The sequence below is a fragment of the Streptomyces sp. NPDC050423 genome (genome assembly GCF_040655445.1).
Taxonomy (GTDB): domain Bacteria; phylum Actinomycetota; class Actinomycetes; order Streptomycetales; family Streptomycetaceae; genus Streptomyces.
Genome location: NZ_JBFAJY010000014.1, coordinates 104,853 through 129,414, shown reverse-complemented (window position 1 = coordinate 129,414; position 24,562 = coordinate 104,853). Strand labels below are relative to the sequence as shown.

Below are 24,562 nucleotides of genomic sequence, written 5' to 3'. Positions count from 1 at the left end.
CTGGATACGTTTAAGTACACAGCTCGGTGTACAAAGGAGTGATCGTGGGAAAGCTCGACGGCAAGGTAGCGGTGATCACGGGCGGGTCGACCGGCATGGCGCTGGCCGGCGCGAAGCTCTTCGTCGAGGAAGGGGCTCATGTCTTCATCACGGGCCGACGGCAGGAAGCGCTGGATGACGCCGTCAAGGTGATCGGCCGGAACGTGACCGCCGTGCAGGGTGACGCGGCCGACCTGGACGACCTGGACCGTCTGTACGAGACGGTCAAGCGGGAAAAGGGCTCGATCGACGTGCTGTGGGCGAGTGCCGGGACGGGTGAGCAGGGCAAGCTCGGCGAGATCACCGAGGAGCAGTTCCATCGCGCGTTCTGGCTGAACGCGCGCGGCACGCTGTTCACGGTGCAAAAGGCGCTGCCGCTGCTCAACGACGGTGCCTCGATCCTCATGACCGGATCGAACGCTTCGCTCAGGGGCTTCCCCGGGTGGAGTGTGTATGCGGGGAGCAAGGCCGTGCAGCAGGCCTGGGCCCGTGTGTGGCTGAACGAGCTGAGGGACAGGCGGATCCGGGTGAACGTGCTGACCCCCGGCCAGGTCGCCACCGCCAAGCAGGAGGAGTTGTTCGACGAGGAGACGAAGCGGCAGTTCGAGTCCCTGATCCCGCGGGGCAGGATGGGCCGCCCCGAGGAGATCGCGACGGTCGCGCTGTTCCTCGCCTCGGACGACTCAAGCTATGTGAACGGGCTGGAACTGACCACCGACGGCGGCACCACGGTGATCTGAACACACACCGGTGTGTGCGGGCACCCGCACACAGCTCGGCACAGACGAAACAACACAGACGAAACAAAGCGAAAGTTCGAGAACAAGGAAGAGGGCACACCTCATGAGCAGCATCAGCATCATCGGCACTGGGAACATGGCCCGTACCATCGGCGCGCTGGCGGTAGCGGGCGGCAACACCGTCGAGGTCCTGGGCCGCGATCACTCCAAGGCCGCTGACCTGGCCAAGGCTCTCGGCGGCGGCGCCACGACGGGAGAGTGGGGCGCCGTCCCGGCCGGGGACATCGTCATCGTGGCCCTGTTGTTCGACAGTGTCGTGCCGACCGTCGCCGCGTACGGAAGCGCCCTCGCGGGCAAGGTCATCGTCGACATCAGCAACCCCTTCAATTCCACGTCCGACGGTCTGGCTCACCGCGAGGTCACCTCAATCGCGCAGGAAGTCGCCAAGGTGGCCCCGGCCAGTGCCGGCGTGGTGAAGGGATTCAACACCGTGTTCCGTCATGTCCTGGAGAACGGCCGGCCCGACGTCTTCATCGCCGGCGACAACGTGCAGGCCAAGGCGGACGTGGAGGTGTTCATCAAGAGCCTCGGGATGCGCCCGATGGACGCCGGTGGCCTGGAAATGGCGCACTGGCTGGAAGGGGCGGGTGTGCTCACGATGGGCCTCGCCCGCCACGGGGTGGGGGGCTGGGACTTCGCCCTCGGCGTCACGGAACTTCCCGCCTGAGCCGCACCGGAGGAGACACTCGCGATGCCGCTGCCACGGCGGGCGGTCAGCCGCTGACTCCGTCCGCGGCCCGGTGGCGTACCGCGGATCCGTGGCGTTCCTTCACCACTTCGAGCTGGGCCGGGATGCGCCGGCGCAGATCCGCGACGTGGCTGACGATGCCGACGCTGCGGTCCCGCTCCCGCAGCGAGTCCAGCACGTCGAGAACCTCGTCGAGGGTCTGGTCGTCCAGGCTGCCGAAACCCTCGTCGATGAAGAGGGTGTCCAGCCGTACGCCGCCCGCCTCGTCGGTGACCACATCGGCGAGGCCGAGTGCCAGGGCGAGCGAGGCGAAGAACGTCTCGCCGCCGGAGAGCGTGGCCGTGTCGCGTTCACGGCCGGTCCAGGCGTCGATGACATGCAGGCCGAGCCCGGCCCTGCGGCCACCGGTGCGGGCGTCGGAGTGGACCAGGGTGTAACGGCCGGACGACATCCGTCGCAGCCGGGCGGTGGCGGCGGCCGCCACCTGTTCGAGGCGGGCCGCCAGGACGTAGGACTCCAGCCGCATCTTGCGTTCGTTGTCCGCCGAGGTGCCGGCGGTGAGCCCGGCGAGCCGTGCGATCCGCTCGTACTCCTCGCGCACCGGTCCCAGTCCACGTACCTCGTCCGCCGCGCGCCGGGACAGCCGGCCGAGTTCGGTGCAGCGCTCCCGCGCCGCGGCGTGGGCGCCCGCCGCGTCCCGCAGGAGCCGCTCGGCCGTGTCGGACACCGGCTGCGCGGCGTCCGGGGCGGCCGGGGGCCGGCCGGCGGCGGCGCGGGCATCCGTCTCGGCGAGCCGGTCGGCGACCGCCGCGGCCTCGGCCTGCCAGGTGTCGATCCGGTGCTGGAGCTCTCGTTGCCGGGAGTCGGGGAGCATCGTCCCGGCGGCGTCCTGCGGGGTGTCGAAGCCGGCCCGGAACGCCGCGTCGGCGAGCCGGTCGTCGGCCTCCTTCAGCCGCGCGGCCGCGCTCTCCTCCTCGCGCAGCGTCGCGGCCGCCTCTACGAGCAGGACGACCCGGTGCTGAAGGAGGGCGGCGTGCTCGGTGACGCTGCCCGACCCGCCGCGGGCCTGTGCCAGCACCTCTTCCAGGGCTGCCTGTTCGGCGTCGAGGCCTTCGCGCCTCGAGGTACGGGCCGCGGCCCGGCGTTCGGCCCGCTGCCGGTCCCCGGCCCGCTGTTCCTGCTCGCGTTCGGCGGCCGCGAGGGCTTCGCGCGCCGCGTGCGTCCCGGTGGCGGTCCGGTAGGCCTCGGCGTGCTCCCGGGTCAGGGTGTCCACGAGACCGGCGAGCGCTGCGGCCGTCGGCTCGGCCGCCCGGTCCCGGCCGCCGGCCGGGTCCTGCCCGTTCCCGTTCTCCGCGGCCTCCGCACGAGCCGCCGCGTGCCGCTCACGTACGGCTGCGAGCGCGTGCTCCGCCTCGGTGCGCGCCTGTTCGGCGCGCCGGTGGGCGGCCTCGGCGGCGTCCTCCGTGGCCTGGTCGACGTGTCCGTCGCCGGCACGGGCGGGCCGCGGGTGGTCGGGCGAGCCGCAGACCGCGCAGGCCTCGCCGTCGGCCAGTTCCCGGGCAAGTTCCGCCGCGATGTCGCGCAGCCGCCGTTCGCGCAGGCCGAGCCAGGCCTCGCCGGTGGCGAGGGCGCGCTCCCGGGCCGTGCCGAGGCGCTCCTCTGCGTCCGACACCTGATCGGCCAGTGAGTCCCGGCGCCGGGCCGCGTCCAGCCGCCGGCGGGCCGGGTCGAGCCGGCCTGCCAGCAGTTCGGCGCGGGTCGCCGCTTCCTGGGCCGCCTCGATGCGGGTGTGCAGAGCGTTCCGGGTGGCCTCCCAGCCGGCCAGCCAGCTCTCGGCGTCCCGGATCAGCTCGTCGTCCGCGCGGGCCTGCCGTTCCAGCACGGTCCGTTCGCTGTCGATCTCGGCGCCGCGCCGCTCGGCACGGCGTGCGGCGTCCAGACCGCCGAGTTCCTCGCGGAGCCTGCGTTCCAGCGCCGTCAGCTGGTCGGCGCCCGCGCCGGCCAGGTCGCCGGGCAGTCCGGCCCGGGAGCGGTCGCGGGCCGCGCCCGCCCGCCGGTGCGCCCACTCGGCCTCCTCGCGAAGCTCCAGCGCGGGGGCGACCAGATCCGCCTTGCGGGCCCTCTTCAGCTGCTCCTGTGCCTGATCGTGCTCGGCACGGCCGGCTTCCACCTCGGTGGCGCGCCGCCGGGTCTCCTCGTACCGCTGCTGGAGCCCGGCCAGTTCGCGTTCGGCGTCCAGGGCCAGCCGGGCGGCCCTCTGCCGGCTCTCGGCCGCGGTCAGCACCGACGCGGCGATGTCGAGGCGTTCGCGGGCGCTGCTGCGCGCCGTCGCAGCCCATTCCAGTACGGCGTCCACGAGCCCCGGTTCGCCCGGCTGGATGCCGGGCAACGGGCGCTCGCTCGCGGCGGGCCCCGCCGCCTGGGCGATCCGCTGGGCGACGGCGAGGATCCTTTCGTCCCCGGCCCTCACCTGTGTCCCGGCGGCCCGGCGCAGCTCGGCGAGGTGCTCCTCGACCGCGGCGAAGCGACGGGTGTCGAAGAGCCGGCCGAGCAGTCTGCCGCGCGCCTCGGCGTCGGCGCGCAGGAAGCGGGCGAAATCGCCCTGCGGCAGGAGGACCACCTGGCAGAACTGGTCCCGGCTCATCCCGATGAGCTGGGTGATCTCCTCGCCGATCTCCTGGTTCGAGCGGCTCAGCGCCCGCCACCCCTCGTCGGGGACGTACTCGCGGAGCCGGCTCTGCGCCTTCTCCGTGGTGTAGCCGTCGCCCTTCTTCTTGGGTCGGGTCTGGGCGGGGCTCCGGGTGATCTCCAGGCGGCGCCCGCCGACGGTGAGTTCGAGCCGGATCTCGGTCAGCAGGTCCGCCGGGGCGTGGTCGCTGCGCAACGAGGTTCCTGGGCTCTGCCGGGCGCCGGGCACGGCGCCGTACAGCCCGTAGCAGACGGCGTCCAGGACGGAGGTCTTGCCGGCGCCGGTCGGTCCGTGCAGCAGGAAGATCCCGGCCGCGGAGAGCGCGTCGAAGTCGATCTCCTCAGTGGCGCCGAACGGTCCGAAGGCGGTGATGCCGAGCCTGTGGAGCCTCACCGGTTCACCTCGCGCACGCTGCCGTCGACCCGTACGTGGTCGAAGGCGCCGCGCAGCACCGTCCGCTCCGGCTCGTCGGTGCCGTACCCGCCGCGGACATGGGCCACGAAGTCCTCCGCGATGCTCTGGTCGTCGCGTCCGCGCAGCCGCTCGGCGTAGGAGGTCTGCGGGTCCTCGGGGGCCCGTTCCGGTTCGAAGGCGAGGCTGAGCGTGTGCGGGAACCGCTCGGCGAGGCGGGCCATCGGCTCGGCCGGGCGGACCGGGTCGGTGAGGGTGGCCTCCACCCAGGAGAGCTCGTGCCGGTCGAGGGCCGGGTCGTCGAGGAGGGTGTCGAGACGGCCGCGGAGCCTGGCGAGCGGGCGGGGCACGGGGCACTCGATCCTTCGCGCGGCGATCGCGCCCGTGGCCTCCAGGTCGATCAGCCACATCGTCTTGCGGTGGTCGGCCTCGGAGAAGGAGTAGGCGAGCGGGGACCCGGAGTACCGGACGCGCTCGGTGACGGTCTGGCAGCCGTGCAGATGTCCAAGCGCCACGTAGTCGACGCCGTCGAAGACCCCGGCGGGGACCGAGGCCACTCCGCCGACGGTGATGTCGCGTTCGCTGTCGCTCGGCTCGCCGCCCGCGACGAAGGCATGGGCGAGGACGACGGAGCGGGTGGTGTCCGCCCGCGTTCCGAGGTCGGCGCGGACCAGGTCCATGGCGGCGGTCAGCACGGCCTCGTGCCCGGCCCGCTCGGCCTTGAACACGTCCTTGACGAGGGCGGGTTCCAGATACGGGAGTCCGTAGAACGCCACGTCGCCGTGCGCGTCCCCGAGCACGACCGGGGTGGCGCAGTGCGCGGGATCGGTACGCAGGTGGATGCCGGCCCGCCCGATGAGTCCGGCGCCGACGCCGAGCCGGCGGGCCGAGTCGTGGTTCCCGGAGATCATCACGGTGGGCACACCGGCCGCGGCGAGCCGGTGCAGCGCGTCGTCGAAGAGCTGGACGGCGGAGAGCGGCGGCACCGCCCTGTCGTACACATCACCCGCCACCAGCACGACATCGACCTCGTGGTCACTGACCGTCGCCACCAGGTGGTCGAGGTAGGCGGCCTGGGCATCGAGCAGCGAGACCCGGTGGAACGACCGCCCCAGGTGCCAGTCCGATGTGTGCAAAATCCTCAAGACCCGGCTCCGACCTGCATGTTCCGCTTCCTCCACCCGTGGGGCCGCACCCCTTGTGCTCCGGAGCGGCCCGGACCCGGCGTCCGGTGATCGTCACACCCGCTCGGCCCTGCTCCCGGCCCCCGCGCACCACAGTACTCAGGCGTCCCCGTAGGACTCGCCGCCCAGTTCCAGTTCCGCCTCGCCCGCCGTCGCGTCGGCCAGCCAGCGGCGGAATTCCGCGACGTCGGCGTCCGGCAGCCCGATCTCAATGGTCACCGCCTCGGCGTAGCGCACCTCGCGCACGGTCCGTCCGGTGGCCCGCAGTTCGTTCTCCAGCCTGCCCGCCCGCTGGTGGTCCACGGTGACGGTGGCGAGCCGGAACCGCTGCCGGGTGAGCGTGCCGACCGCGTCGAGGGCCTCGCCGACCGCTCCGCCGTAGGCGCGGATCAGCCCGCCCGCGCCGAGTTTCACCCCGCCGAAGTAGCGGGTGACGACCGCGACGACGTACCGCATCTCGCGGCGGGTCAGCATCTGGAGCATGGGTACGCCGGCGGTGCCTCCCGGCTCGCCGTCGTCACCGGCCTTCTGTACGGAGGCGTCGGCGCCGATCACGTACGCGAAGCAGTTGTGGGAGGCGGTCGGGTGTTCCCTGCGGACGCGGGCGACGAACTCCTGCGCCTCCTGTTCGGTGGCGGCGGGTGCGAGCGCGCAGATGAAACGCGATCGGTTGATCTCCGTCTCGTGCACGCCCGCTCGGGCGACTGTCCGGTACTGCTCCTGCATCCGGCCAGCCTATGCGCAGCTACGGGAATGGTCCGGGGCGGCCGTCCGTTGTGCGGATCATGTACGCAGACACGGAGACGATCCGCAGAATCCTGACCGGGACGGGCGATACCTGGGCGGTGGTGGGGCTCTCCAACAACCGCTCCCGCGCGGCCTACGGCGTGGCCGAGGTCCTTCAGCGCTTCGGGAAGCGGGTGGTCCCGGTGCACCCCGGGGCGGAGCGGGTGCACGGCGAGGACGGTTACGCCTCGCTGGCCGACATCCCGTTCCCGGTCGACGTGGTGGACGTCTTCGTCAACAGCGAGCTGGCCGGCGGGGTGGCCGACGAGGCCGTCTCGATCGGCGCCTCCGCGGTCTGGTTCCAGCTCGGGGTGATCGACGAGAAGGCGTACGAACGCACCCGGGCGGCCGGGCTCGACATGGTCATGGACCGGTGCCCCGCCATCGAGATCCCCGCGCTGGGGCGCTGAGGGACGGCTTCGGGTCCGCCGGTCGGCCGAATGTGCGGGGTGTCACACTCCGCTCCGGGCTGGAACAATGACCCGCTGTGAGTACTACCCCTGCCTTCGGTGTGCTGAGCGCTTCCCACACCCGTGCCCGGCTGGCCGGACAGCTGGCCCGGCTCGGCGTGGAGCGGGGCGGCGTCCTGATGGTGCATGCCTCGCTGCGCACCGTGGGAGCGGTGGACGGCGGGGTCCGCGCCGTGGCCCGCGCCCTGCGGGATGTGCTGGGACCGCGAGGCACCCTGGTCGTCCCGGCCTTCACTCCCGAGAACTCCGACACCTCCCCGCACTACCGCGCCCGGGTCCGCGGTCTCGGCGACCGGGACCGCGAGGCCGTGCGGGCGGCCATGCCCGCGTTCGACCCGCCGACCACGGCCGCCCCGTCGATGGGCCGCCTGGCCGAAACGGTGCGCCGGTCACCGGGCTCCGTACGCAGCGCGCATCCGCAGACGTCGTTCGCGGCCGCGGGCCCGCTGGCCGGTCATGTGGTGGCCGGCCACCGCCCCGACTGCCATCTCGGTGAGGACTCCCCGCTGGCCCGGCTGTACGAGCTGCGGGCGCAGGTCCTGCTGCTGGGAACCGGCTTCGGCTCCTGCACCGCGTTCCATCTCGCCGAGTACCGCGTCCCGTCCCCGCCCCGGCGCACCTACCGCTGTGTGGTGGGCGACGGCGGCGGGCGGCGGTGGTGGGAGTACGAGGACGTGGCCCTGGACGACAGTGATTTCGCGGCCCTGGGCGCGGACTTCGAGCGGTCGGTCCGGCCTCCGGCCGTCGCCGTCGGCTCGGTCGGCTCGGCCCCGAGCCGCCTGTTCCGCTTCCCGGAGGCGGTCGGCTTCGCCACCCGGTGGCTGCCCGCGCACCGTCAAGGCGGCGCGGGCGACGGCTTCAGCCCGTGATACCGAGACCTTCGACCACGACCGCGCCCGGCAGCGCCGCGAGCGCCTTGCCCGGCATGATCAGTTTGCCCCGGCGGCTGCCGCTTCCGATCAGGACCCATTCCTGGTCCACGACGGCGGGGTCGATCAACAGGGGCCAGCTGTCCGGGAGTCCGACGGGGGTGATGCCGCCGTACTCCATACCCGTGTCACCGACCGCCGTCTCCATCGGGGCGAACCGCACCTTGCGGACGCCGAGGTGCTTGCGGACGGCCCCGTTCACATCGACGCGGGAGTGGGACAGCACCAGGCAGGCCGCCAGGGTGACGTCACCACCACGCTTTCCGGCCACGACGACGCAGTTGGCCGACCGGCTCAGCAGATCGGCCCCGTGATGCTCGACGAAGGCGGCCGTGTCGGCGATCTCCGGGTCCGTGTCGACGTGGATGATCTGCTCGGCGGGGAAACCGCCCCAGCCCTCCCGGACCGCTGCCGCCACCGGCGCGGTGAGCAGTTCGAGGCGTTCGGAAGCGGGACGGGCATCCTCGAAGGAGCCGATGGGTGCGCGCATGCGCGTCACGCTAACAGCCCCGCGCACCGGCCCGGCCGGACGTCTCATCTGACGGGCGGGATGGACACGGCCATGGTGAGTTCGACGGGCTCGGAGCCCTCGTTCCGGTAGGTGTGGGGATGGTGCGCCTCGAAAGTGGCGGAGGCGCCGGCGGGAACGGTGTACGAGGTTCCGTCGACGACCAGGGTGAGATCGCCCGCGGTGACGTGGAGCAGTTCGACGGTGCCCTCGGGGTGCGGGTCGGAGGCGCTGCCGTCGCCGGGCGCCAGCCGCCAGGACCAGAGTTCCAGCGGGCCCCGCGCCTCGGTGCCGACCAACAGGGTGGTGGAGCTTCCCGCCTCCGTGGACCACATGCGTACCGCCTGGCTGGCGGGCACCAGGCGGACCGGGGAGCCCTGTTCGTAGTCGAGCAGCGTGGTGATGCTGACACCCAGCGCGTCCGCGAGCTTGACCGTGGTGCCCACGCTCGGGTTGGTGCGTGCCTGCTCGATCTGGATGATCATGCCGCGACTGACCCCGGCACGGGTGGCGAGAGCGTCCAGGGTGAAGCCCCGCTCCCCGCGCCAGCGCTTGAGGTTGCGCGCGAGGGACTGGGTCAGCTGGTCGAGATCAGTCACATTCCGTCCAATATTCTGGATGACAGGGTCAAAAATACTGCACTACGGTGTGGTGTACCCAACCGTTCACCGCACTGTACTGCGAGGCCCCCGCATGACCGCACTGTTCGCCCTCGCCACCAGTCTGCTGTGGGGGCTGGCCGACTTCGGCGGCGGGCTGCTGACCCGGCGCATGCCCGCGCTCACCGTCGTGGTCGTCTCACAGACCTGCGCGGCGGCCGTGCTCGCGGTGATCGTGACCGTCACGGGCGCCTGGGGCGAGGCGGGCGGGCAGCTCTGGTTCGCCGTCGCGGCCGGCGTGGTGGGCCCGGTCGCGATGCTGAGCTTCTACAAGGCCCTGGCGCTCGGCCCGATGGGTGTGGTCTCCCCGCTCGGTTCGCTGGGGGTCGCGGTGCCGGTGAGCGTCGGGCTGATCGCGGGCGAGCGTCCGGGGCTGCTGCAGTTCGCCGGGGTCGCCGTCGCGGTGGTGGGCATCGTGCTGGCGGGCGGCCCGCAGCTGCGGGGCGCCCCCGTGCAGCGCCGGGCGGTGCTGCTGACCCTGGTGGCGGCGTTCGGCTTCGGGGCCGTGATGTCCCTGATCGCGCAGGCGTCCACCACGGTCACCGGCCTCTTCCTGGCCCTCTTCGTGCAGCGCGTCACCAACATCGCGGTGGGCGGCACGGCACTGTACGTCTCGGTGCGCCGTGGGGCCCGCGCGCTTCCCGAGGAGGGCGGGGCCGCCGTGGTGCGAGCCGCGCTGCCTGCCCTGGCGTTCGTAGGTCTCGCGGACGTCGCGGCCAACGGGACGTACTCGATCGCCGCCCAGCACGGACCGGTCACCGTCGCCGCCGTACTGGCCTCGCTCTACCCGGTGGTCACGGCCCTGGCCGCGCGCGGCTTCCTGGGGGAACGGCTGCGCGGCGTGCAGGCGGCTGGCGCGGGGCTCGCGCTGGTGGGCACGGTGCTGCTCGCGACCGGGTGACGGGAGCCGGCGGCCCCTGCTCCTGCGGTCAGCTCTCGTCGAGTTCCGCGACGGCCAGCAGCTGTTCGGGGGTCACACCCTCCGGGATCGGCACCGGGGCCGGTGTGCGCAGGGGCGGCTGCCAGCCCTTCTCCGGGTCCCAGCTGCGTACGACGCGGGCCGGGGCGCCGGCCACCACCGCGTGGTCGGGCACCTCTCCGCGTACCACCGCACCCGCCGCCACCACCACGTTGCGCCCGAGCCGGGCGCCCGGGAGGATCACCGCTCCGGTGCCGATCCAGCAGCCGGGGCCGATGGCGACCGGCTCCATCCGCGGCCACTGCCGGCCGACCGGCTGCTGCGGGTCGTCATAGCTGTGGTTGGTCGAGGTGATGTAGACGTACGGCCCGCAGTAGGTGTCCGAGCCGATCGTCACCGTGGTGTCGGCGACGACATGGCTGCCGCGGCCGAGCACCACCCCGTCGCCCAGGATCAGGATCGGTTCGGCGCCCAGGTCCAGATCGGGCATGAGGCCTGCCGTGAGGGTGACCTGTTCGCCGATGATGCAGTGGTTGCCGAGCTCGATCCACCGCTCCCCGAAGACCGTGCCCTGCGGGAAGGCGAGCCGGGTGCCCTCGCCGATCCGGCCGAACCGCAGCCCGCCGGGGTGCGCCGGGGTGACCGCACCCGTCTCCCGCACCCAGCGCCAGCAGCGGTGGACGGCCTCCGACAGGACGCGCCGCCGCCAGGCGGTCAGGGAGGAGACCGTGTCTCTGTTCTTCGGCACTCGCACACGGTAGTCGGCACGCCCGGGGCCGGTATCCGCGCCGGCCTGTGATCTTCACCCCACCGGGACCCGGACCCGCGTGCCCGTCGCATACCGTTTCCCGGCGGGACCGGACAGCCGCAGCCGGACGGCCGGCCCACAGCACCGGAGCACGGAGGAACGCGCGATGTCAGAACAGGCGTTGATCACGGCAATGGCCGGCAAGGAACCGGAAATCGATGCGTCCGCGTTCACCGCACCGACGTCGGTCGTGATCGGTGAGGTCACCATGGCGGCCGGGTCCAGCGTCTGGTATCACGCCGTACTGCGCGCGGACTGCGGTCCCATCGTCATCGGCGCCGGTTCCAACATCCAGGACAACTGCAGCGTCCACGTCGATCCCGGTTTCCCCGTCACGGTCGGCGAGCGCGTCTCGGTCGGCCACAACGCGGTGCTCCACGGCTGCACCGTCGAGGACGACGTCCTGATCGGCATGGGGGCCACCGTCCTGAACGGTGCGCACATCGGCACCGGTTCCCTGATCGCCGCACAGGCCCTGGTCCCGCAGGGGATGCGGGTGCCCCCGGGCTCACTGGTCGCGGGCGTGCCCGCCAAGGTCAAGCGGCAGCTGACCCAGGAGGAGCTCGACGGCGTGAAGTTCAACGCGGTCGGCTACGTGGAGCTGGCCAAGGCGCACCGCCAGGCGTTCGAGGACTGAGCGCGGAGGCCGGACTCGGAGGATCCCGGCCGCCCGGCCGGGATCCGTACGGGTCAGTCGGCCGCCGGTACGGTCCCCGGCTCGGGCGTGGAGTCCGCCGTGGACCGCGCGGCCGCCTTCTTGGCCCGGTTCTTGAGGACCAGCATCGAGGCGAGTCCGATCAGGACCGCGAGCGCCAGCCCCAGGTACGAGAACCGCTTGAGCCACGCCTCGGCGACGACCCCCACCGAGTAGATGACGGCCGTGGTCCCGCCGGCCCAGGCGATCCCGCCGAGCACGTTGGCGGTCAGGAACTTCCAGTACGGCATGTGCAGGACACCGGCGAGCGGTCCCGCGAAGATGCGCAGCAGTGCGACGAAGCGGCCGAAGAAGACCGCCCACATGCCCCACTTCTGGAACGAGCGCTCCGCCATGGCGATCTGGCCCGCGCCGAAGTGCCGGGGGAATTTCCCGCCGAGCCAGGCGAGCAGCGGACGTCCGCCCCTGCGGCCGATGGCATAGCCGATCGAGTCACCGATCACCGCCCCGGCCGTTGCGCAGGCACCCAGGATCCACGGGTTGATGCCGTCGTGTCCCGCGGCCAGCAGCGCCGCGCTGATCAGGACGATCTCACCCGGCAGCGGGATGCCGAGGCTCTCCAGACCGATGACGACGCCCACCAGCAGGTAGACGCTGATCGCGGGGACGGTCTCCAGCCATTCCTGGATGTGCAACGCCGGTTCCTCCGTAGTGATGTCCTGTCGCCCGCCGGACAACTCCTCGGCGCACAGCGGGAAGCCTACCCGGCGTGCCGTCGGCCCGGACAGCACGAAGGGCCGCCCCGCACCCCTGCCGGGCGGGCGGCGGCTGCGGTGCGGGCCGGGCTCAGCCGTTCGGGCGCAGCGTCCAGACCACCGTCATCTCGCCGGTCACGGCGCCGTCCGCGCGCTGGATCCGGATGGCCACGGGGAACTCGGGGCGCTTGCCCTCATCGAGTTCGGCGACGACGTCGGCCACCGGCCGGCCGAGGGTGGCGGTCGCGGTGACATCGCCCATGGCCAGCTTCGTGTAGCCGATCTCGGCCTTCACGGCGAGTGGGACGGCACGCGTCAGCTGGTCCCCGAACGCGGCGATGACGATGGCGCCGCTCGCCGATTCCGCCAGCGTGAACATCGCGCCGGCGTGCGGTCCGCCGACATGGTTGTGGAAGTCCGCCTGGTCCGGCAGACGGACCACCGCGCGTTCCGCGGTGGACTCCAGGAATTCGAGGTTGAGGGTCCGGACCATCGGAACCGTCGCGGCGAGCATCTCGCCCGCGGTCATCTGTTCAGCGCTCATGAACTTGATGTTACTCACGGGTAGATGGGTTTGGCCATGCCTCCGCGATCACCCGGCCCGCGCCTGATCCCGTCCTTCACCGACCGCTCACGGGGGCGGCCGTAGCCTGCCGGGCAGGGCACCTCTATCGTTACTCGCCATGTGGCCAGGACAGCAGCCGCCCGGGGGCGAGCAAAACCCGCAGGACCCGAACCAGAACCCGTACCAGCAGCCGGGGTACCAGCAGCCGAATCCCTACCAGCAGCCGGGATACCAACAGCCGGGCACACCCGAGCAGCAGCCCGGTTACGGCTACCCGCAGCAGGGTCAGCCGGGGCAGCCGCAGGGTCAGCCGGGCTACCCGCAGCCCAACCCGTACCAGCAGCCGACCGTTCCGCAGTACGCGGTGACCGGTCCGCCCGGCGGGCCTCGGCCCGGCAACGACAACAAGAAGCGGACGACCGTCATCGCGATCGTCGCGGCGGTCGCGGTCGTCGCCGCCGCCGTGGTCACGGGTGTCGTCGTGATGAACAAGGACAACGACAAGGACGGCAAGAACGTCGCCGACGACAAGAAGTCGTCCGCGCCCGCCAAGCCCTCCGAGTCCGCGTCGTCGCCGGAGGAGGAGAACCCGCGCGGTACCGACGGGGACGCCAAGCCGCTCATCGCGGGCTGGAAAGTGGTGACCAATCCGAAGTGGGGCACGCAGTTCGACGTGCCCGGCGACTGGGAGGTCTCACCCCCTGGCGTCTCCTCGTTCTTCGAGGACGACAAGAAGGGTGACGGCTCGCCGCTCATCGGCTTCTCCGCGCCCGCCGACCTCAAGGGCAAGTGGTGCGTCGACGACGCCGACCACGACGGCACCAAGGAGAACACCAGTCTGGCCGGCACCGGCACCCGAGGCGCCGAAGGCGCCACGGACGCCGACGAGAACGCCAGGAACGAGGCGGGCACCTGGGCATGGGCGGCCTATGCGCAGCACATGCCGAAGAGCACCATCAAGATGAGCAAGGCGAAGCAGTACACGACCAAGTCGGGTCTGACCGGCAGCCTGGTCACCGCCACGGCAGCCAATGTCACCAAGAAGAAGAAGTGCGACACCGACGGCAAGACCATCGCCTTCACCTTCAAGAACAGCAGCGGCGCCTTCTCCTCCTGGGTGCTGTACGGCGCCGCCGGTGTCCCCGACGAGCTGCCTGACGCGACGATCCAGAAGATTCTGAGCACGGTGCGCCTGGTGAAGATCACCGAGTCCTGACGCTCCGCCGCAAAGCATTTGGCACCACGGGGTCACGCCAGCGATAGTCCCTTGGTGACCGCCGCCGACCTCGCACCCCCATCGGCCCGCCCCTCCCGGGCGGGCCGCAATTACCGGCTGCTGACCGCCGCCGCGATCATCACGGGCCTGGGCACCAACGGCGCGCTGATCGCGGCGGCGTTCGCGGTTCTGGAGTCGGGCGGCGACGCGGGCGACGTCGGGCTGGTCGCCGCCGCCAGGACCGCGCCGCTGGTGCTCTTCCTGCTGATCGGCGGGGCGGTCGCGGACCGGCTGCCGCGCCACCGGGTGATGGTCGCGGCGAACACCCTCAACTGCCTCTCGCAGTCCGCCTTCGCCTGGCTGGTCCTGGCCGGTGAGCCCCGGCTGTGGCAGATGATGGTGCTCACCGCGCTCTGCGGTACCGGTCAGGCCTTCTTCAACCCGGCGGCCGAGGGCATGCTGATGTCCACCGTCAGCGGCGAACAGGCGAGCCGCGCCTTCGCCCTCTTCCGGATGTCCATGCAGGGCGCCGCCATCGGCGGAGCGGCGCTCGGCGGCGCCATGATCGCGGCGATGGACCCGGGCTGGGTGCTGGCGATCGACGCGGCCGCCTTCGCGGTGGCCGGAGGACTGCGCTCCTTCCTCGACGTCAGCCACATCCCCTCGCGCGCCCCCGGCGGTGGTCTGCTCGCCGATCTCCGGGACGGCTGGCAGGAGTTCGTCGGCCGCACCTGGCTCTGGGCCGTCGTGGCGCAGTTCTCCGTGGTGGTCGCCGCGGTCGGGGCCGCCGAGGCGGTCTACGGGCCGCTGGTCGCCCGGGACCAGCTCGGCGGCGCCCGCCCCTGGGGCCTCGCGCTGGCCGCGTTCGGCGTCGGCACGTTGGGCGGGGCGGTGCTGATGATGCGGTGGAAGCCGCGGCGGCTGCTGCTCGCCGGGACGCTCTGCGTCTTCCCGCTGGCGCTGCCGTCGGCGGGGCTCGCCGTGCCGCTGCCGGTGACCGGGCTCTGCGCGGTGATGTTCGTCAGCGGGGCCGCCATCGAGGTGTTCGGCGTGTCCTGGATGACGGCCCTGCATCAGGAGATCCCGGAGGAGAAGCTGTCGCGGGTCTCGGCGTACGACTGGTTCGGCTCGGTGGCCATGGTGCCGCTCGCCACCGCGCTCGCCGGTCCGGTGGAGTCGCTGGTCGGGCGCAGCCAGGCACTGTGGGGCTGCGCCGCGCTGGTCGTGCTGGTCACCGGGGCGGTGCTGTTCGTGCCGGACGTTCGCAATCTCACGCGCCGGACCGCCCCGGCCGAGGTGGTGGCCCAGGGTACGCCCGCGTCAGCCGATGCCGAAGGAGCCGTCGGGCGGCTCGGGTGAGTCGACCGCCTCCTCGTCACCGACCGGCCTGGCGCCCTTGACGAGCCCGGCCACGGCGGCGCCGTACTCGACGCGGGCCGCGAACGCGTCGGCGGCGCAACGGCGGATCAGCGTGGCCGTGTCGACGGGGGCGTGGGACGCGACGAGGACGACGTTGCCGAAGCGACGGCCGCGCAGTACCGCAGGTTCGGCGATCACCGCGAGCTCCGCGAAGACGGACCCGAAGGTGGCCATTTGCGGGCGCAGGAAGTCGAAGGGCGCCCCGTCCGCGAGGTTGGCGGCGTAGATCCCGCCGTCCCGCAGCGCCCGTGCCGCGGCCTGCGCGTAGGGGACGGAGGTCAGGTGGGCGGGCACCCGCGAGCCGCCGAAGACATCCGCGATCAGGACGTCCACGGAACCGGGTGCGGTCGCCTCCAGATGCTCGCGGGCGTCCGCGCCGTGCACGGTGATCCCGCTGCCGTCCGGAAGCGGAAGGTGCTCGGCGACGAGGCCGAGCAGCCTCCGGTCGGCCTCGGCGACGTCCTGCCGGGATCCGGGGCGGGTGGCCGCGACGTAGCGGGGCAGAGTGAGGGCCCCGCCGCCGAGGTGCAGCACGTCGAGCGGGGCGCCCGGTCCGGCGGCGCAGTCCACGACGTGGCCGAGCCGTCTCGCGTACTCGAACTCAAGGTGTTCCGGCGCGTCCAGGTCGACGTACGACTGGGGTGCCCCGTCGACGGTCAGCAGCCAGGCCCGCTCCCGGTCCACGTCGGGGAGCAGTCTGGCGGTGCCCCGGTCCACGGCGCGGACGACCGGTATCGACTCGTTCACTCACCCATTGTGCGGTGCCCGGCCGGCTGCTCGTGACCGCGGGGCACAGCGCCGGGTCCGCCTCCCGTGGGGTTCGGGAGGCGGACCCGGCCGTGCCGCGACGGCTCCGGGCTCAGAGCAGCCCGGTGACCGTGCCCGCGCCGATCGTGCGGCCGCCCTCGCGGATGGCGAAGCCGAGGCCGGTCTCCAGCGGTACGTCCCGGCCCAGTTCGACGGTCATGGTGACCGTCTCACCGGGGCGCGCCACCGCCGCCGCGCCGAGGTCGACGTCACCGACGACGTCCGCGGTGCGGATGTAGAACTGCGGCCGGTAGCCGGTGGCGACCGGGGTGGTCCGGCCGCCCTCCCGCCCCGACAGGACGTAGACCTGCGCGGTGAAGCGCCGGCTCGGTGTCACGCTGCCCGGCGCGGCCACGACATGGCCGCGGCGGACCCGGTCGCGCTCGACCCCGCGCAGGAGCAGCGCGACGTTGTCGCCGGCCTCGGCGGACTCCATCGGCTTGCCGAAGGTCTCCAGACCGGTGACGACCGTCTCGGTCTCCGCTCCGAGCACCGCCACCCGGTCACCGACGCGGACGGTGCCGCGCTCCACCGCGCCGGTGACGACCGTGCCCCGGCCGGTGATGGTCAGGACGTTCTCCACCGGCAGCAGGAACGGAGCGTCGGTGTAGCGCACCGGCATCGGTACGTAGGTGTCGACGGCGTCGAGCAACGCCTCCACCGCCCCCGTCCAGCGCGGGTCGCCCTCCAGGGCCCGCAGGCCCGACACCCGCACGACGGGCACAGCGTCGCCGCCGTACCCGTGCGCGGACAGCAGCTCGCGCACCTCCAGCTCGACCAGGTCGGTGAGCTCGGGGTCACCCGCGTCCGCTTTGTTGAGGGCGACGACGATGTGGTCGACGCCGACCTGACGCGCGAGCAGCACGTGCTCCGCGGTCTGCGGCATGATCCCTTCGAGCGCGGAGACGACGAGGATCGCCCCGTCGAGCTGGGCGGCGCCCGTCACCATGTTCTTGATGTAGTCGGCGTGTCCGGGCATGTCGACGTGCGCGTAGTGCCGGGTGCCGGTCTCGTACTCGACGTGCGCGATGTTGATGGTGATGCCGCGCTGCGCCTCCTCCGGCGCCCGGTCGATGCGGTCGAACGGGACGAACGTGCCGGTGCCTCGGTCGCTGAGGACCTTGGTGATGGCGGCGGTCAGGGTGGTCTTGCCGTGGTCGACGTGGCCCATGGTGCCGATGTTGAGGTGCGGCTTGGTGCGCACGTATGCCGTCTTGGGCATGGCTCGTTCCTTGGATTTCGAAGCTGAGAGAGAAGACCCCAGGGCCCGTCCGACCCTCCCCTTACGGGGTCCGCCGGACTGTCGGGGGAGGGTCAGCTTCGGGCGCCGCCGATGGGCGCCGCGGCAGCGGTGAGAGCCGCTGCGACTGCTGCTGCGAGTGCTGTGGTGACGGCTGCTGCCGTGGTGACCGCGACGTTCGCGGCAGCCCTCGGCGTGTCCGCGACTGCGGACTGCGCTGCGAGGAAGGCGTACCGGAACATGCCCCGATCATGTCCGACGAGCGCGGGCCCGTCGAGCGATTTACGGCGGGCGGTACGGGAGTGGGCGGCGGCGCTCGTCGCCCGCCCCTCAGAGGTGCCTGGTGGCCCTGCGTACGGACAGCGGAACGGCGCGACGTGCTTGATGTACGCGGCGGCGGACCGGGCGCGCACGGGCTCGGCGGCCGTCGGACACAGCGTGGTGAGACGCTCCAGCACGGTGTCGGTACATGCGCTGTCAGGCGCCCGGGGGCGGTTTCGGGCGTATCGCGGACGGTTTCGGCTCCGCCGCTCATAACGGTCACATTACGACGATCACACCTTGTGTCGGATACTCTCCCCGCATGCTCGACCCCGTCTCCGTCACCCGGCCCGCCACCGGTCTCGCCGCGCGCTGCACGAGGGTGTTGTTCTCGCCCTGGTCCCGGCTCTCGCTGCTCGTGGCGGTTCTGCTGGCCGCCGCGACGACGATGCTGCTCCTCGAACCCCAGCGGCTGCTCGCCTCCGGCCGGCCGGCCCACCTGAGCGGCGGGGCCGCCGCCGTCGTGCTCTTCGGCCTCGCGTACGGCGTGTCCACGGTGGCCTTCGTGCCGCGGCCGCTGCTCAATCTCGCCGCCGGGGCACTGTTCGGCACGCAGGCCGGTCTGGCGGCGGCGCTGGCGGGCACGGTGCTCGGTGCGGGCATCTCGTTCGGGCTCGGCAGGGTGCTGGGGCAGGACGCGCTCCGTACGCTGCTGCGCGGGCGCTGGATGCGGGCGGCGGACGGGCAGCTGAGCAGGCACGGTTTCCGCTCGATGCTGGCGCTGCGGCTCTTTCCCGGAGTGCCCTTCGCCGCCGCCAACTACTGCGCCGCCGTGTCGCGCATGGGGTATCCCCCGTTCCTGGTCGCGACCGGGCTCGGCTCGATCCCGAACACGGCCGCGTACGTCGTGGCGGGCAGCGAGGCCTCGTCACCGACGTCGCCCGCGTTCCTGGCCGCGATGGGGTTCATCGTGCTGACAGGGCTCGGCGCGGCCGTCGTCGCCTGGCGCAGGCGACACCGGCTGGGTACCGAGTGACACGACGGCACGGCCGGGGGTTGTCGTAATCCTGTTCACCCGGGGGCGATACGCTTCCCGCGACCGACAGACGGTCTCCGGGCCCCATGCGGCCCTGCCCTCACACAACCGCAATCCGCACGCTGCCGACGGCGCCCATGCCCGTCGGACGATGCATGATCACTTCAGGATGGCCCAAGCCCCATGAGCTGGTTCGAATCCTTCGTCCTCGGCCTCGTTCAGGGACTGACCGAGTTCCTGCCGATCTCCTCCAGCGCGCATCTGCGGCTCACCGCGGCGTTCGCCGGCTGGCACGATCCGGGAGCGGCGTTCACCGCCATCACCCAGATCGGTACGGAAGCCGCAGTTCTCATCTACTTCCGGAAGGACATCGTCCGGATCGTCGGGGCGTGGTTCAAGTCGCTGACGGACCGTTCGATGCGGAGCGACCACGACGCGCAGATGGGCTGGCTGGTCATCGTCGGCTCCATCCCGATCGGTGTACTGGGCCTGACGTTCAAGGACCAGATCGAGGGCCCGTTCCGCGACCTGCGGCTGATCGCCACCACGCTGATCGTGATGGGCATCGTGCTGGGCATCGCCGACCGCATGGCCGCCCGTGACGAGTCGGGCGGCAAGCACCGGGCGATCAGGGAGCGCAAGTCCCTGAAGGAACTGGGCATCAAGGACGGCCTGATCTTCGGCTTCTGCCAGGCGATGGCCCTGGTCCCGGGCGTCTCCCGCTCCGGCGCCACGATCAGCGGCGGCCTGCTGATGGGCTACACCCGCGAGGCGGCGGCCCGTTACTCGTTCCTGCTCGCGGTCCCGGCGGTGCTGGCCTCCGGCGTCTTCGAGCTGAAGGACGCGGGCGAGGGGCATGTGGCCTGGGGTCCGACGATCTTCGCGACGTTCATCGCGTTCGGTGTGGGCTACGTGGTCATCGCCTGGTTCATGAAGTTCATCACGACCAAGAGCTTCATGCCGTTCGTCATCTACCGCATCCTGCTCGGCCTCGTCCTGTTCGCGCTGGTGGCGGCCGGGGTACTGAGCCCGCACGCGGGTGAGTCGGCGGGCTGAGCGGGGTCCCGAGGCGCGGTTTGCCACTCCTGCCCCGGGCGGGGAGTCGCGCCGCCGGACCGACCCGGTACGTCGACGACTGTGTGCGACAGGCCCAAGGCCGGGGCACCTGCCTGGTCCTGACGCCGTCGGGGCCATAGCCGGCTCCGCGCCGTATCCTTTCCACATGCCCACTCCCCCTGCGCCCGGCGCCGACGTGGTTCCCCGGCATGAGTGAGCTCGGGCCCGTCGCCTGGCCGCCTGCCGCGATACGGACCGAACGGCTCACGCTCCGCGAGCCCTCGGCCAGGGACCGAGCGTCGTTCATCGAGCTGTTCGCGTCGCCGGAGGTGCACATCCACCTCGGTGGCCCTCGGCCCCGTGATGAGCTCGAGCGCGCAATGCCCCGGGTACCCGGGCGGCGTCCTGGCCTGTTCGTGATCGATCTCGACGGCGCGATGATCGGCACGGTCACGCTCGATCGGCGCGACGCGGGGCGTCCGGGGCACGTCCGTCCGGATGCCGGGGAGGCCGAGCTCGGCTACCTGTTCCTGCCGGAGGCGTGGGGACGCGGGTACGCCGCCGAGGCGTGCGCGGCGGCACTCGACTGGTTCGCCGACGCGCTTCCCGGCGAGCCGGTGGTGCTCTGCGCCCGGACCGCGAACCACCGCTCGGTGAGCCTCGCGGCGAAGCTGGGGTTCACCGAGGTGGAGCGGTTCGAGGAGTACGGGGCCGAGCAGTGGTTCGGTGTGCGGCCCCCGGTCACGCCGTCCGGTTGAGCTCGTCGTCTTTCGGCGCCCGCACCAGGGCCCGGGTGCACCGTCCGGGACTGCGGCGCGTGAGCAGCCGCATCAGCGAGGAGCCCGGCACCTTCACCTTATGGTCACAACTCCGTCACTTCCGGAGCATGTGGGTCCATGCTCATGGCCGGTGTGGCTACGGTCGGCTCTCCACGAACTCCGGGGGGGGGACCCATGACGCACAATCCGCCGCCGCAGCAGCCGCCTTGGGGCCGGCCGCCCCAGCCCACCGGGCCCAACCCCTACGTGTCGCCGGCGCCTGCCGGGAACCGGCCGGGCTGGACGAGGAAGCGGATCATCATCCCTGCAGCGGTCGTCCTCTTCTTCGTCGGTGTCGGCATCGGCACCTCCGGTGACGGCACCAGGACGGAGAAGGCCGCCGACGCGAAAGCCGCGCCTGCGGCGACCGTCACGGCCACGGCGACGGCGACGGAATCGTCCGAGCCCGCGCCCGCCGTCACCGAGACCGTCACGGCCGAACCGAAGCCGGTGCCGACCGTCACGAAGACGAAGACCGTCAAGGTCACCGTCGCGCCCGACTCCGGCACCTCCGGCGGGTCCGGCACCTCGGGCGGCCCGGGGTCGGGCGGAGGGACCGATTCGGCGTACTACGCGAACTGCACCGCTGTTCGCGCGGCCGGCGCCGCCCCCATCCACGCCGGGGAACCCGGCTACGGGCGGCATCTCGACCGCGACGGCGACGGGGTCGCCTGCGAATAGGCGTTCCGTGGCAGTGCGCCGGGCGGTCGACGACAGCCCCCGCCGGCCCCGGCGCCTACGCCGACGACAGCCCCCGCTCGGCCCCGGCGCGTACGTCACCGGCGGGGCGCGGGCACGAACTCGCGGATCGCCAGGGCCAGCCGCTCCGGCTGGTCCAGCGGGACGAGCGTGCGGCTGTCCGCGATCTCGGTCAGCCGCCCCTGCGGGAGGAGTGCCGCGAGGCGTCGACCGTGTTCGGGCGGCATCACGCGGTCCCCGGCCGCCCACACGACGAGCGCGGGCCGGTCGAAGGACCGCAGGGCGTCGGCCGCCCCGGCCAGCCTGCGGGCATCCGCGTCCGCCGCTCGCAGTGTCCGGACCGCGTCGCGGCGGATGCCGGGGCGGGTCATGACGGGCCGCGTCCACCGCCGGGTGGCCGCGTCGCCCCGCTCGGTCAGCCGGCCGAACGCGATCGGGAGGCGGCGGACCGCCCGCAGCCGCATCTGTTGCATGAACAGCCCGAAGAGCCGGGGTGGGAGCCTGCCGGCGAGCGCGAGGGTCCTACCCGTCACGCGTGCCGGGTAGTTGTCGAACGCCTCGCAGGAGACGAGCACGACCCGCCCCACCCTGGCGGCGCGGTCGCCGTCCCCTTCGCCGATGAGCAGTTGGACGAGGGCCCCTCCGGTGTCGTTGCCGACGAGTGTGACGTCCCGCAGATCCAGGCGGTCGAGGAATTCAGCGACCAGCCCGGCCGCCCCCAGGAACGACAGGTCGGCGTCCGCGCGCATCGGGTGAAGATGCGCGCCGAGGGGCAGTGTCGGCGCCAGGCACCGGTGGCCGGCGGACAGCGCGGCGACCGTTCCCTCCCACAGGGACGCGTCCATCATCAGCCCGTGCAGCAGGACCACCGCGGGGCCGTCGCCGCCGGTGTCCTCGTAGGCGATCGTCCCGGCGGACAGCTCGATCTCCTTCATGACCGTCGGGCCGGCGACGCGTCCGCGGCGGCCGGCTCCCCGGCGGGCACCGGGTCGGTCAGGTGCCGGCGCAGGAAGGACAACTCCGCCCGGACCGCCGGTTCGTGCTCGTCCGTGAAAGGCGCGTAGTGCCCGCCGGGGAAGCGGACCAGTTCGGCGCGGGAGGCGCGCCCGGCCACCCGGACGGCGGGTTCGCTCAGCGCGGTCCGGTCCTGGTCGCACACGAGGACCAGCAGCGGAACGCGTATCCGTGACGCGTCGCGGCCGGGCCGGTAGAGCGCCATGCCGGGCACCGAGCGGGCGGCGACCACCTGCTGCCATTCCGGGTACCGGTTGCCCGGGTTGAGGACGCTGTCGCTGTCGATGCTGTCCGGCGTGGTGAGCATCGCGACGGTGCCCTGCCGGCCCGCGAGCGGCACCAGTACGGGGCGCCGGCCGAGGAGAGCGCCCGCCGCGTCCCGCAGGACGGTGCCGGTGAGCCGCAGCGTGGCGAGCGGCTTCTGATAGCGCGTCGCGTTGCGGGAGACGGCCCGCCCGTCGGCGTTGGGCGTCTGGGCGATGGCGGCCGCCAGTTGCGGGTTGCGGGCCGCCACGCGCAGGACGTGACCGCCGGACAGGGAGAAACCCCAGATCGCGATCCGGGCCGGATCGACACCCGGAAGGTTCTCGGCGCAGGCGATCGCCGACTGCCAGTCGGCTAGCTGATCCTCGATGCGCACGACCTGGCGCGGCAGGCCGCCGCTCTCGCCGAGGCACCGGTAGTCGAAGGCGAGGACCGTGAACCCGGCTTCGTGGAACCGCGCGGCGAACAGGTCGGTGCCCGGCTCCTTGGTCACCCCGCCGCCGCCGGCCATGATCACGCAGCCGCCGTTCGTTCCCGGGTAGTGCCAGGCGGCGCATTCGGTGCCGCCTGCGGCGAATCGGACTTTCTGGCGTTCTGCGGGCGTACGCATGACGACCTCCGGGTGGGCGGGATTCATCCCTCCCAAAAGTGAACCACGTGGTTCACATCGTGTCCATCGCTTACGTGGTCCTGCCCTGCGGCCCGCCGGGCAGGCACGGTCACTCCTCGGCAGCCTCCTCGGATGCCTCCTCGCGCTCCAGCGCGCGCACCAGCGCCTCGAACCCGGCGGCGACCCCGGCGGCGTCTCCGCTGGTCCGGGCGTCCACCAGGAAGCCGCGGAGCGTCGCGAGTACCATCTCGGCGACCTCCAGCTTGCGGCGAGCGGACCAGTGCTCGGGGCAGACGGCGAGCAGGGTGGGCAGATACTGCTGGGACGCCTCGCGGCCGAGTGCGGCGTAGCGTTCGGAGTCGTACATCGCCAGGCCGATGGCCTGATCGAGGACCCGCGCCTCCTCGCCCACCAGGATGGGCCAGATCGCGCGCACCCAGTCCCCCAGCGACCGGCGGACCTCTCCTTCGGTGGCGGCTGCCAGCGCCTTGGCGATGCGGCGGCCGCGCAGTTGGAGGACCGCCTGCACGAGAAGGTCGTCGGCTCCGTCGAAGTGGTACAGGAGCACCTTGTGCGTGGTGCCGGCCGCGCGTGCGGCGCGCCGCAGCGAGAAGTCCACGAGCCCGTTGGCCGCGAGGTCCTCGGTGACCCGGTCGAGCAGTTCCCGGCGGCGGGCCTCGCCGCGCGGCGACCCCGCCGATCGCCGGTAGCCCGCTCGTTCCGGTGAGCCTTCGTCGGCAGAGATGTTCATGCCGACAGCTTCCATGATGCGCCGCGCCCGCACAGCCGGGGGCCACGCAGGACGGCTGGAGGTCACGGGGCGGGTGCCCCGGTACCGGACTGCCCCCGTGCCCGCCGGAGCGGGCACGGGGGCAGTCCGGACCTCGGCCGGGGTGCCGTCACTCGGTCTCGACGAAAGGCGGAAGATCGGGTTCGACGAACAGCCCCTGGTAGCGCGGTGTCGGTACGGCCTCGACACGGCCCGGGGCCTCGGCCGCCGAGCCCGCCGCGCTCTCGTCCGAGCGCCGCTGAACCTGGCGGGTCGGGGTATCAGCCATCGGGTCTCCTGTACATCGCAGTTGCTGTGAGAGCCCCGCGGCCGGCCGGTCCGTGGACAGCGGCGACGACGGGGTGTGGCATCGTCCCGGTCCCACACCCACCAGGGCACCGGTATCCGACGAGGCTTGCAGAGACTATCCGTTGCCGCCGCTGCGGCCGTCGGCACCGTCGCCGGTGCGCCCCGTGTTCGCCTTCACG

Annotated in this window: 27 protein-coding genes; 12 read left to right on the top strand and 15 right to left on the bottom strand. The window is 72.4% G+C overall.

The window, feature by feature from the left end:
* The first annotated feature begins 44 nt into the window (after nucleotides 1–44).
* Together AB0I52_RS13515 and AB0I52_RS13510 are read left to right on the top strand one after the other, a co-directional pair.
* Complete coding sequence (locus tag AB0I52_RS13515) at nucleotides 45–779, top strand: SDR family oxidoreductase (RefSeq protein WP_363072003.1); 735 nt, start codon at nucleotides 45–47, stop codon at nucleotides 777–779.
* Between the two features lie 103 nt (nucleotides 780–882).
* The gene (locus AB0I52_RS13510; protein WP_363072001.1) at nucleotides 883–1,506 is read left to right on the top strand and encodes an NAD(P)-binding domain-containing protein; all 624 of its coding nucleotides are present in this window, start codon (nucleotides 883–885) and stop codon (nucleotides 1,504–1,506) included.
* Between the two features lie 46 nt (nucleotides 1,507–1,552).
* Here the strand turns inward: AB0I52_RS13510 and AB0I52_RS13505 are convergent, their stop codons facing one another.
* From AB0I52_RS13505 to AB0I52_RS13495, 3 genes are all read right to left on the bottom strand, one after another.
* Nucleotides 1,553–4,609 carry an SMC family ATPase gene (locus tag AB0I52_RS13505; protein WP_363071999.1) on the bottom strand — a complete coding sequence of 1,019 codons (3,057 nt, stop codon included), beginning with the start codon at nucleotides 4,607–4,609 and terminating at the stop codon, nucleotides 1,553–1,555.
* Nucleotides 4,606–5,772, bottom strand: coding sequence for an exonuclease SbcCD subunit D (locus AB0I52_RS13500; protein WP_363071997.1), 1,167 nt, complete (start codon nucleotides 5,770–5,772; stop codon nucleotides 4,606–4,608). Before AB0I52_RS13500 ends, AB0I52_RS13505 begins: the two co-directional genes overlap by 4 nt.
* 138 nt (nucleotides 5,773–5,910) lie before the next feature.
* Entirely contained in the window at nucleotides 5,911–6,537 is a 627-nt protein-coding gene (locus AB0I52_RS13495; protein WP_363071995.1) for a YigZ family protein, read from the bottom strand.
* Between the two features lie 59 nt (nucleotides 6,538–6,596).
* Here AB0I52_RS13495 and AB0I52_RS13490 point away from each other — a divergent pair, with 59 nt between their 5' ends.
* Both AB0I52_RS13490 and AB0I52_RS13485 read left to right on the top strand, forming a co-directional pair.
* Nucleotides 6,597–7,007 carry a CoA-binding protein gene (locus AB0I52_RS13490; protein WP_363071993.1) on the top strand — a complete coding sequence of 137 codons (411 nt, stop codon included), beginning with the start codon at nucleotides 6,597–6,599 and terminating at the stop codon, nucleotides 7,005–7,007.
* A gap of 101 nt (nucleotides 7,008–7,108) precedes the next feature.
* The gene (locus AB0I52_RS13485) at nucleotides 7,109–7,936 is read left to right on the top strand and encodes an AAC(3) family N-acetyltransferase (RefSeq protein WP_363072051.1); all 828 of its coding nucleotides are present in this window, start codon (nucleotides 7,109–7,111) and stop codon (nucleotides 7,934–7,936) included.
* Here the strand turns inward: AB0I52_RS13485 and AB0I52_RS13480 are convergent.
* The gene (locus AB0I52_RS13480) at nucleotides 7,926–8,486 is read right to left on the bottom strand and encodes a YbaK/EbsC family protein (RefSeq protein WP_363071991.1); all 561 of its coding nucleotides are present in this window, start codon (nucleotides 8,484–8,486) and stop codon (nucleotides 7,926–7,928) included. The two genes, AB0I52_RS13485 and AB0I52_RS13480, sit on opposite strands and share 11 nt — an antisense overlap.
* 44 nt (nucleotides 8,487–8,530) lie before the next feature.
* Nucleotides 8,531–9,103, bottom strand: coding sequence for an XRE family transcriptional regulator (locus tag AB0I52_RS13475; protein WP_363071989.1), 573 nt, complete (start codon nucleotides 9,101–9,103; stop codon nucleotides 8,531–8,533).
* Nucleotides 9,104–9,197: 94 nt separating this feature from the next.
* Between AB0I52_RS13475 and AB0I52_RS13470 the strand changes: the two genes are divergently transcribed.
* The gene (locus AB0I52_RS13470; RefSeq protein WP_363071987.1) at nucleotides 9,198–10,064 is read left to right on the top strand and encodes a DMT family transporter; all 867 of its coding nucleotides are present in this window, start codon (nucleotides 9,198–9,200) and stop codon (nucleotides 10,062–10,064) included.
* A 28-nt stretch (nucleotides 10,065–10,092) separates the two neighbouring features.
* On the opposite strand, the gene AB0I52_RS13465 is transcribed toward AB0I52_RS13470, so the two are convergent.
* Nucleotides 10,093–10,830, bottom strand: a complete 738-nt coding sequence (locus tag AB0I52_RS13465; protein ID WP_363071985.1) for an acyltransferase — start codon at nucleotides 10,828–10,830, stop codon at nucleotides 10,093–10,095.
* Between the two features lie 166 nt (nucleotides 10,831–10,996).
* Here AB0I52_RS13465 and AB0I52_RS13460 point away from each other — a divergent pair, with 166 nt between their 5' ends.
* The gene (locus AB0I52_RS13460; protein WP_363071983.1) at nucleotides 10,997–11,527 is read left to right on the top strand and encodes a gamma carbonic anhydrase family protein; all 531 of its coding nucleotides are present in this window, start codon (nucleotides 10,997–10,999) and stop codon (nucleotides 11,525–11,527) included.
* Between the two features lie 53 nt (nucleotides 11,528–11,580).
* Here AB0I52_RS13460 and AB0I52_RS13455 read toward each other — a convergent pair whose 3' ends face one another.
* Together AB0I52_RS13455 and AB0I52_RS13450 are read right to left on the bottom strand one after the other, a co-directional pair.
* Nucleotides 11,581–12,240: a DedA family protein gene (locus tag AB0I52_RS13455; RefSeq protein WP_363071981.1), complete on the bottom strand. Its 660-nt coding sequence runs from the start codon at nucleotides 12,238–12,240 to the stop codon at nucleotides 11,581–11,583.
* A 151-nt stretch (nucleotides 12,241–12,391) separates the two neighbouring features.
* Entirely contained in the window at nucleotides 12,392–12,829 is a 438-nt protein-coding gene (locus AB0I52_RS13450) for a DUF4442 domain-containing protein (protein ID WP_363072049.1), read from the bottom strand.
* A gap of 154 nt (nucleotides 12,830–12,983) precedes the next feature.
* Here AB0I52_RS13450 and AB0I52_RS13445 point away from each other — a divergent pair, with 154 nt between their 5' ends.
* Both AB0I52_RS13445 and AB0I52_RS13440 read left to right on the top strand, forming a co-directional pair.
* Nucleotides 12,984–14,081 carry a hypothetical protein gene (locus AB0I52_RS13445; protein WP_363071979.1) on the top strand — a complete coding sequence of 366 codons (1,098 nt, stop codon included), beginning with the start codon at nucleotides 12,984–12,986 and terminating at the stop codon, nucleotides 14,079–14,081.
* 54 nt (nucleotides 14,082–14,135) lie between these two features.
* Nucleotides 14,136–15,440, top strand: a complete 1,305-nt coding sequence (locus AB0I52_RS13440; RefSeq protein ID WP_363071977.1) for an MFS transporter — start codon at nucleotides 14,136–14,138, stop codon at nucleotides 15,438–15,440.
* Here AB0I52_RS13440 and AB0I52_RS13435 read toward each other — a convergent pair.
* From AB0I52_RS13435 to AB0I52_RS13425, 3 genes are all read right to left on the bottom strand, one after another.
* A complete protein-coding gene (locus tag AB0I52_RS13435) occupies nucleotides 15,402–16,247 on the bottom strand; it encodes a fused MFS/spermidine synthase (protein WP_363071975.1) in 846 nt (281 codons plus the stop codon). The two genes, AB0I52_RS13440 and AB0I52_RS13435, sit on opposite strands and share 39 nt — an antisense overlap.
* Before the next feature lie 112 nt (nucleotides 16,248–16,359).
* Nucleotides 16,360–17,529 (bottom strand): elongation factor Tu, encoded by a 1,170-nt coding sequence (gene tuf, locus AB0I52_RS13430; protein ID WP_363071973.1) that lies wholly within the window; start codon nucleotides 17,527–17,529, stop codon nucleotides 16,360–16,362.
* A 92-nt stretch (nucleotides 17,530–17,621) separates the two neighbouring features.
* On the bottom strand, nucleotides 17,622–18,005 hold the full coding sequence (locus AB0I52_RS13425; RefSeq protein WP_363071971.1) for a hypothetical protein: 384 nt from the start codon (nucleotides 18,003–18,005) through the stop codon (nucleotides 17,622–17,624).
* A gap of 125 nt (nucleotides 18,006–18,130) precedes the next feature.
* Between AB0I52_RS13425 and AB0I52_RS13420 the strand changes: the two genes are divergently transcribed.
* The 4 genes from AB0I52_RS13420 to AB0I52_RS13405 all read left to right on the top strand — a co-directional run bounded on the left by AB0I52_RS13420 (nucleotide 18,131) and on the right by AB0I52_RS13405 (nucleotide 21,399).
* Entirely contained in the window at nucleotides 18,131–18,844 is a 714-nt protein-coding gene (locus AB0I52_RS13420) for a TVP38/TMEM64 family protein (RefSeq protein WP_363071969.1), read from the top strand.
* Nucleotides 18,845–19,027: 183 nt separating this feature from the next.
* Nucleotides 19,028–19,900, top strand: a complete 873-nt coding sequence (locus tag AB0I52_RS13415; protein ID WP_363071967.1) for an undecaprenyl-diphosphate phosphatase — start codon at nucleotides 19,028–19,030, stop codon at nucleotides 19,898–19,900.
* A gap of 209 nt (nucleotides 19,901–20,109) precedes the next feature.
* A complete protein-coding gene (locus tag AB0I52_RS13410; RefSeq protein ID WP_363071965.1) occupies nucleotides 20,110–20,658 on the top strand; it encodes a GNAT family N-acetyltransferase in 549 nt (182 codons plus the stop codon).
* Between the two features lie 195 nt (nucleotides 20,659–20,853).
* Complete coding sequence (locus AB0I52_RS13405) at nucleotides 20,854–21,399, top strand: excalibur calcium-binding domain-containing protein (protein ID WP_363071963.1); 546 nt, start codon at nucleotides 20,854–20,856, stop codon at nucleotides 21,397–21,399.
* A gap of 95 nt (nucleotides 21,400–21,494) precedes the next feature.
* Here AB0I52_RS13405 and AB0I52_RS13400 read toward each other — a convergent pair whose 3' ends face one another.
* The 4 genes from AB0I52_RS13400 to AB0I52_RS13385 all read right to left on the bottom strand — a co-directional run bounded on the left by AB0I52_RS13400 (nucleotide 21,495) and on the right by AB0I52_RS13385 (nucleotide 24,363).
* Nucleotides 21,495–22,352: an alpha/beta hydrolase gene (locus AB0I52_RS13400; protein ID WP_363071961.1), complete on the bottom strand. Its 858-nt coding sequence runs from the start codon at nucleotides 22,350–22,352 to the stop codon at nucleotides 21,495–21,497.
* Complete coding sequence (locus tag AB0I52_RS13395; protein WP_363071959.1) at nucleotides 22,349–23,305, bottom strand: alpha/beta hydrolase; 957 nt, start codon at nucleotides 23,303–23,305, stop codon at nucleotides 22,349–22,351. The genes AB0I52_RS13400 and AB0I52_RS13395 overlap by 4 nt, the downstream gene beginning before the upstream one ends.
* 109 nt (nucleotides 23,306–23,414) lie before the next feature.
* The gene (locus AB0I52_RS13390) at nucleotides 23,415–24,056 is read right to left on the bottom strand and encodes a TetR/AcrR family transcriptional regulator (RefSeq protein WP_363071957.1); all 642 of its coding nucleotides are present in this window, start codon (nucleotides 24,054–24,056) and stop codon (nucleotides 23,415–23,417) included.
* Nucleotides 24,057–24,204: 148 nt separating this feature from the next.
* Nucleotides 24,205–24,363: a hypothetical protein gene (locus tag AB0I52_RS13385; RefSeq protein WP_362960929.1), complete on the bottom strand. Its 159-nt coding sequence runs from the start codon at nucleotides 24,361–24,363 to the stop codon at nucleotides 24,205–24,207.
* Nucleotides 24,364–24,562 lie beyond the last annotated feature (199 nt).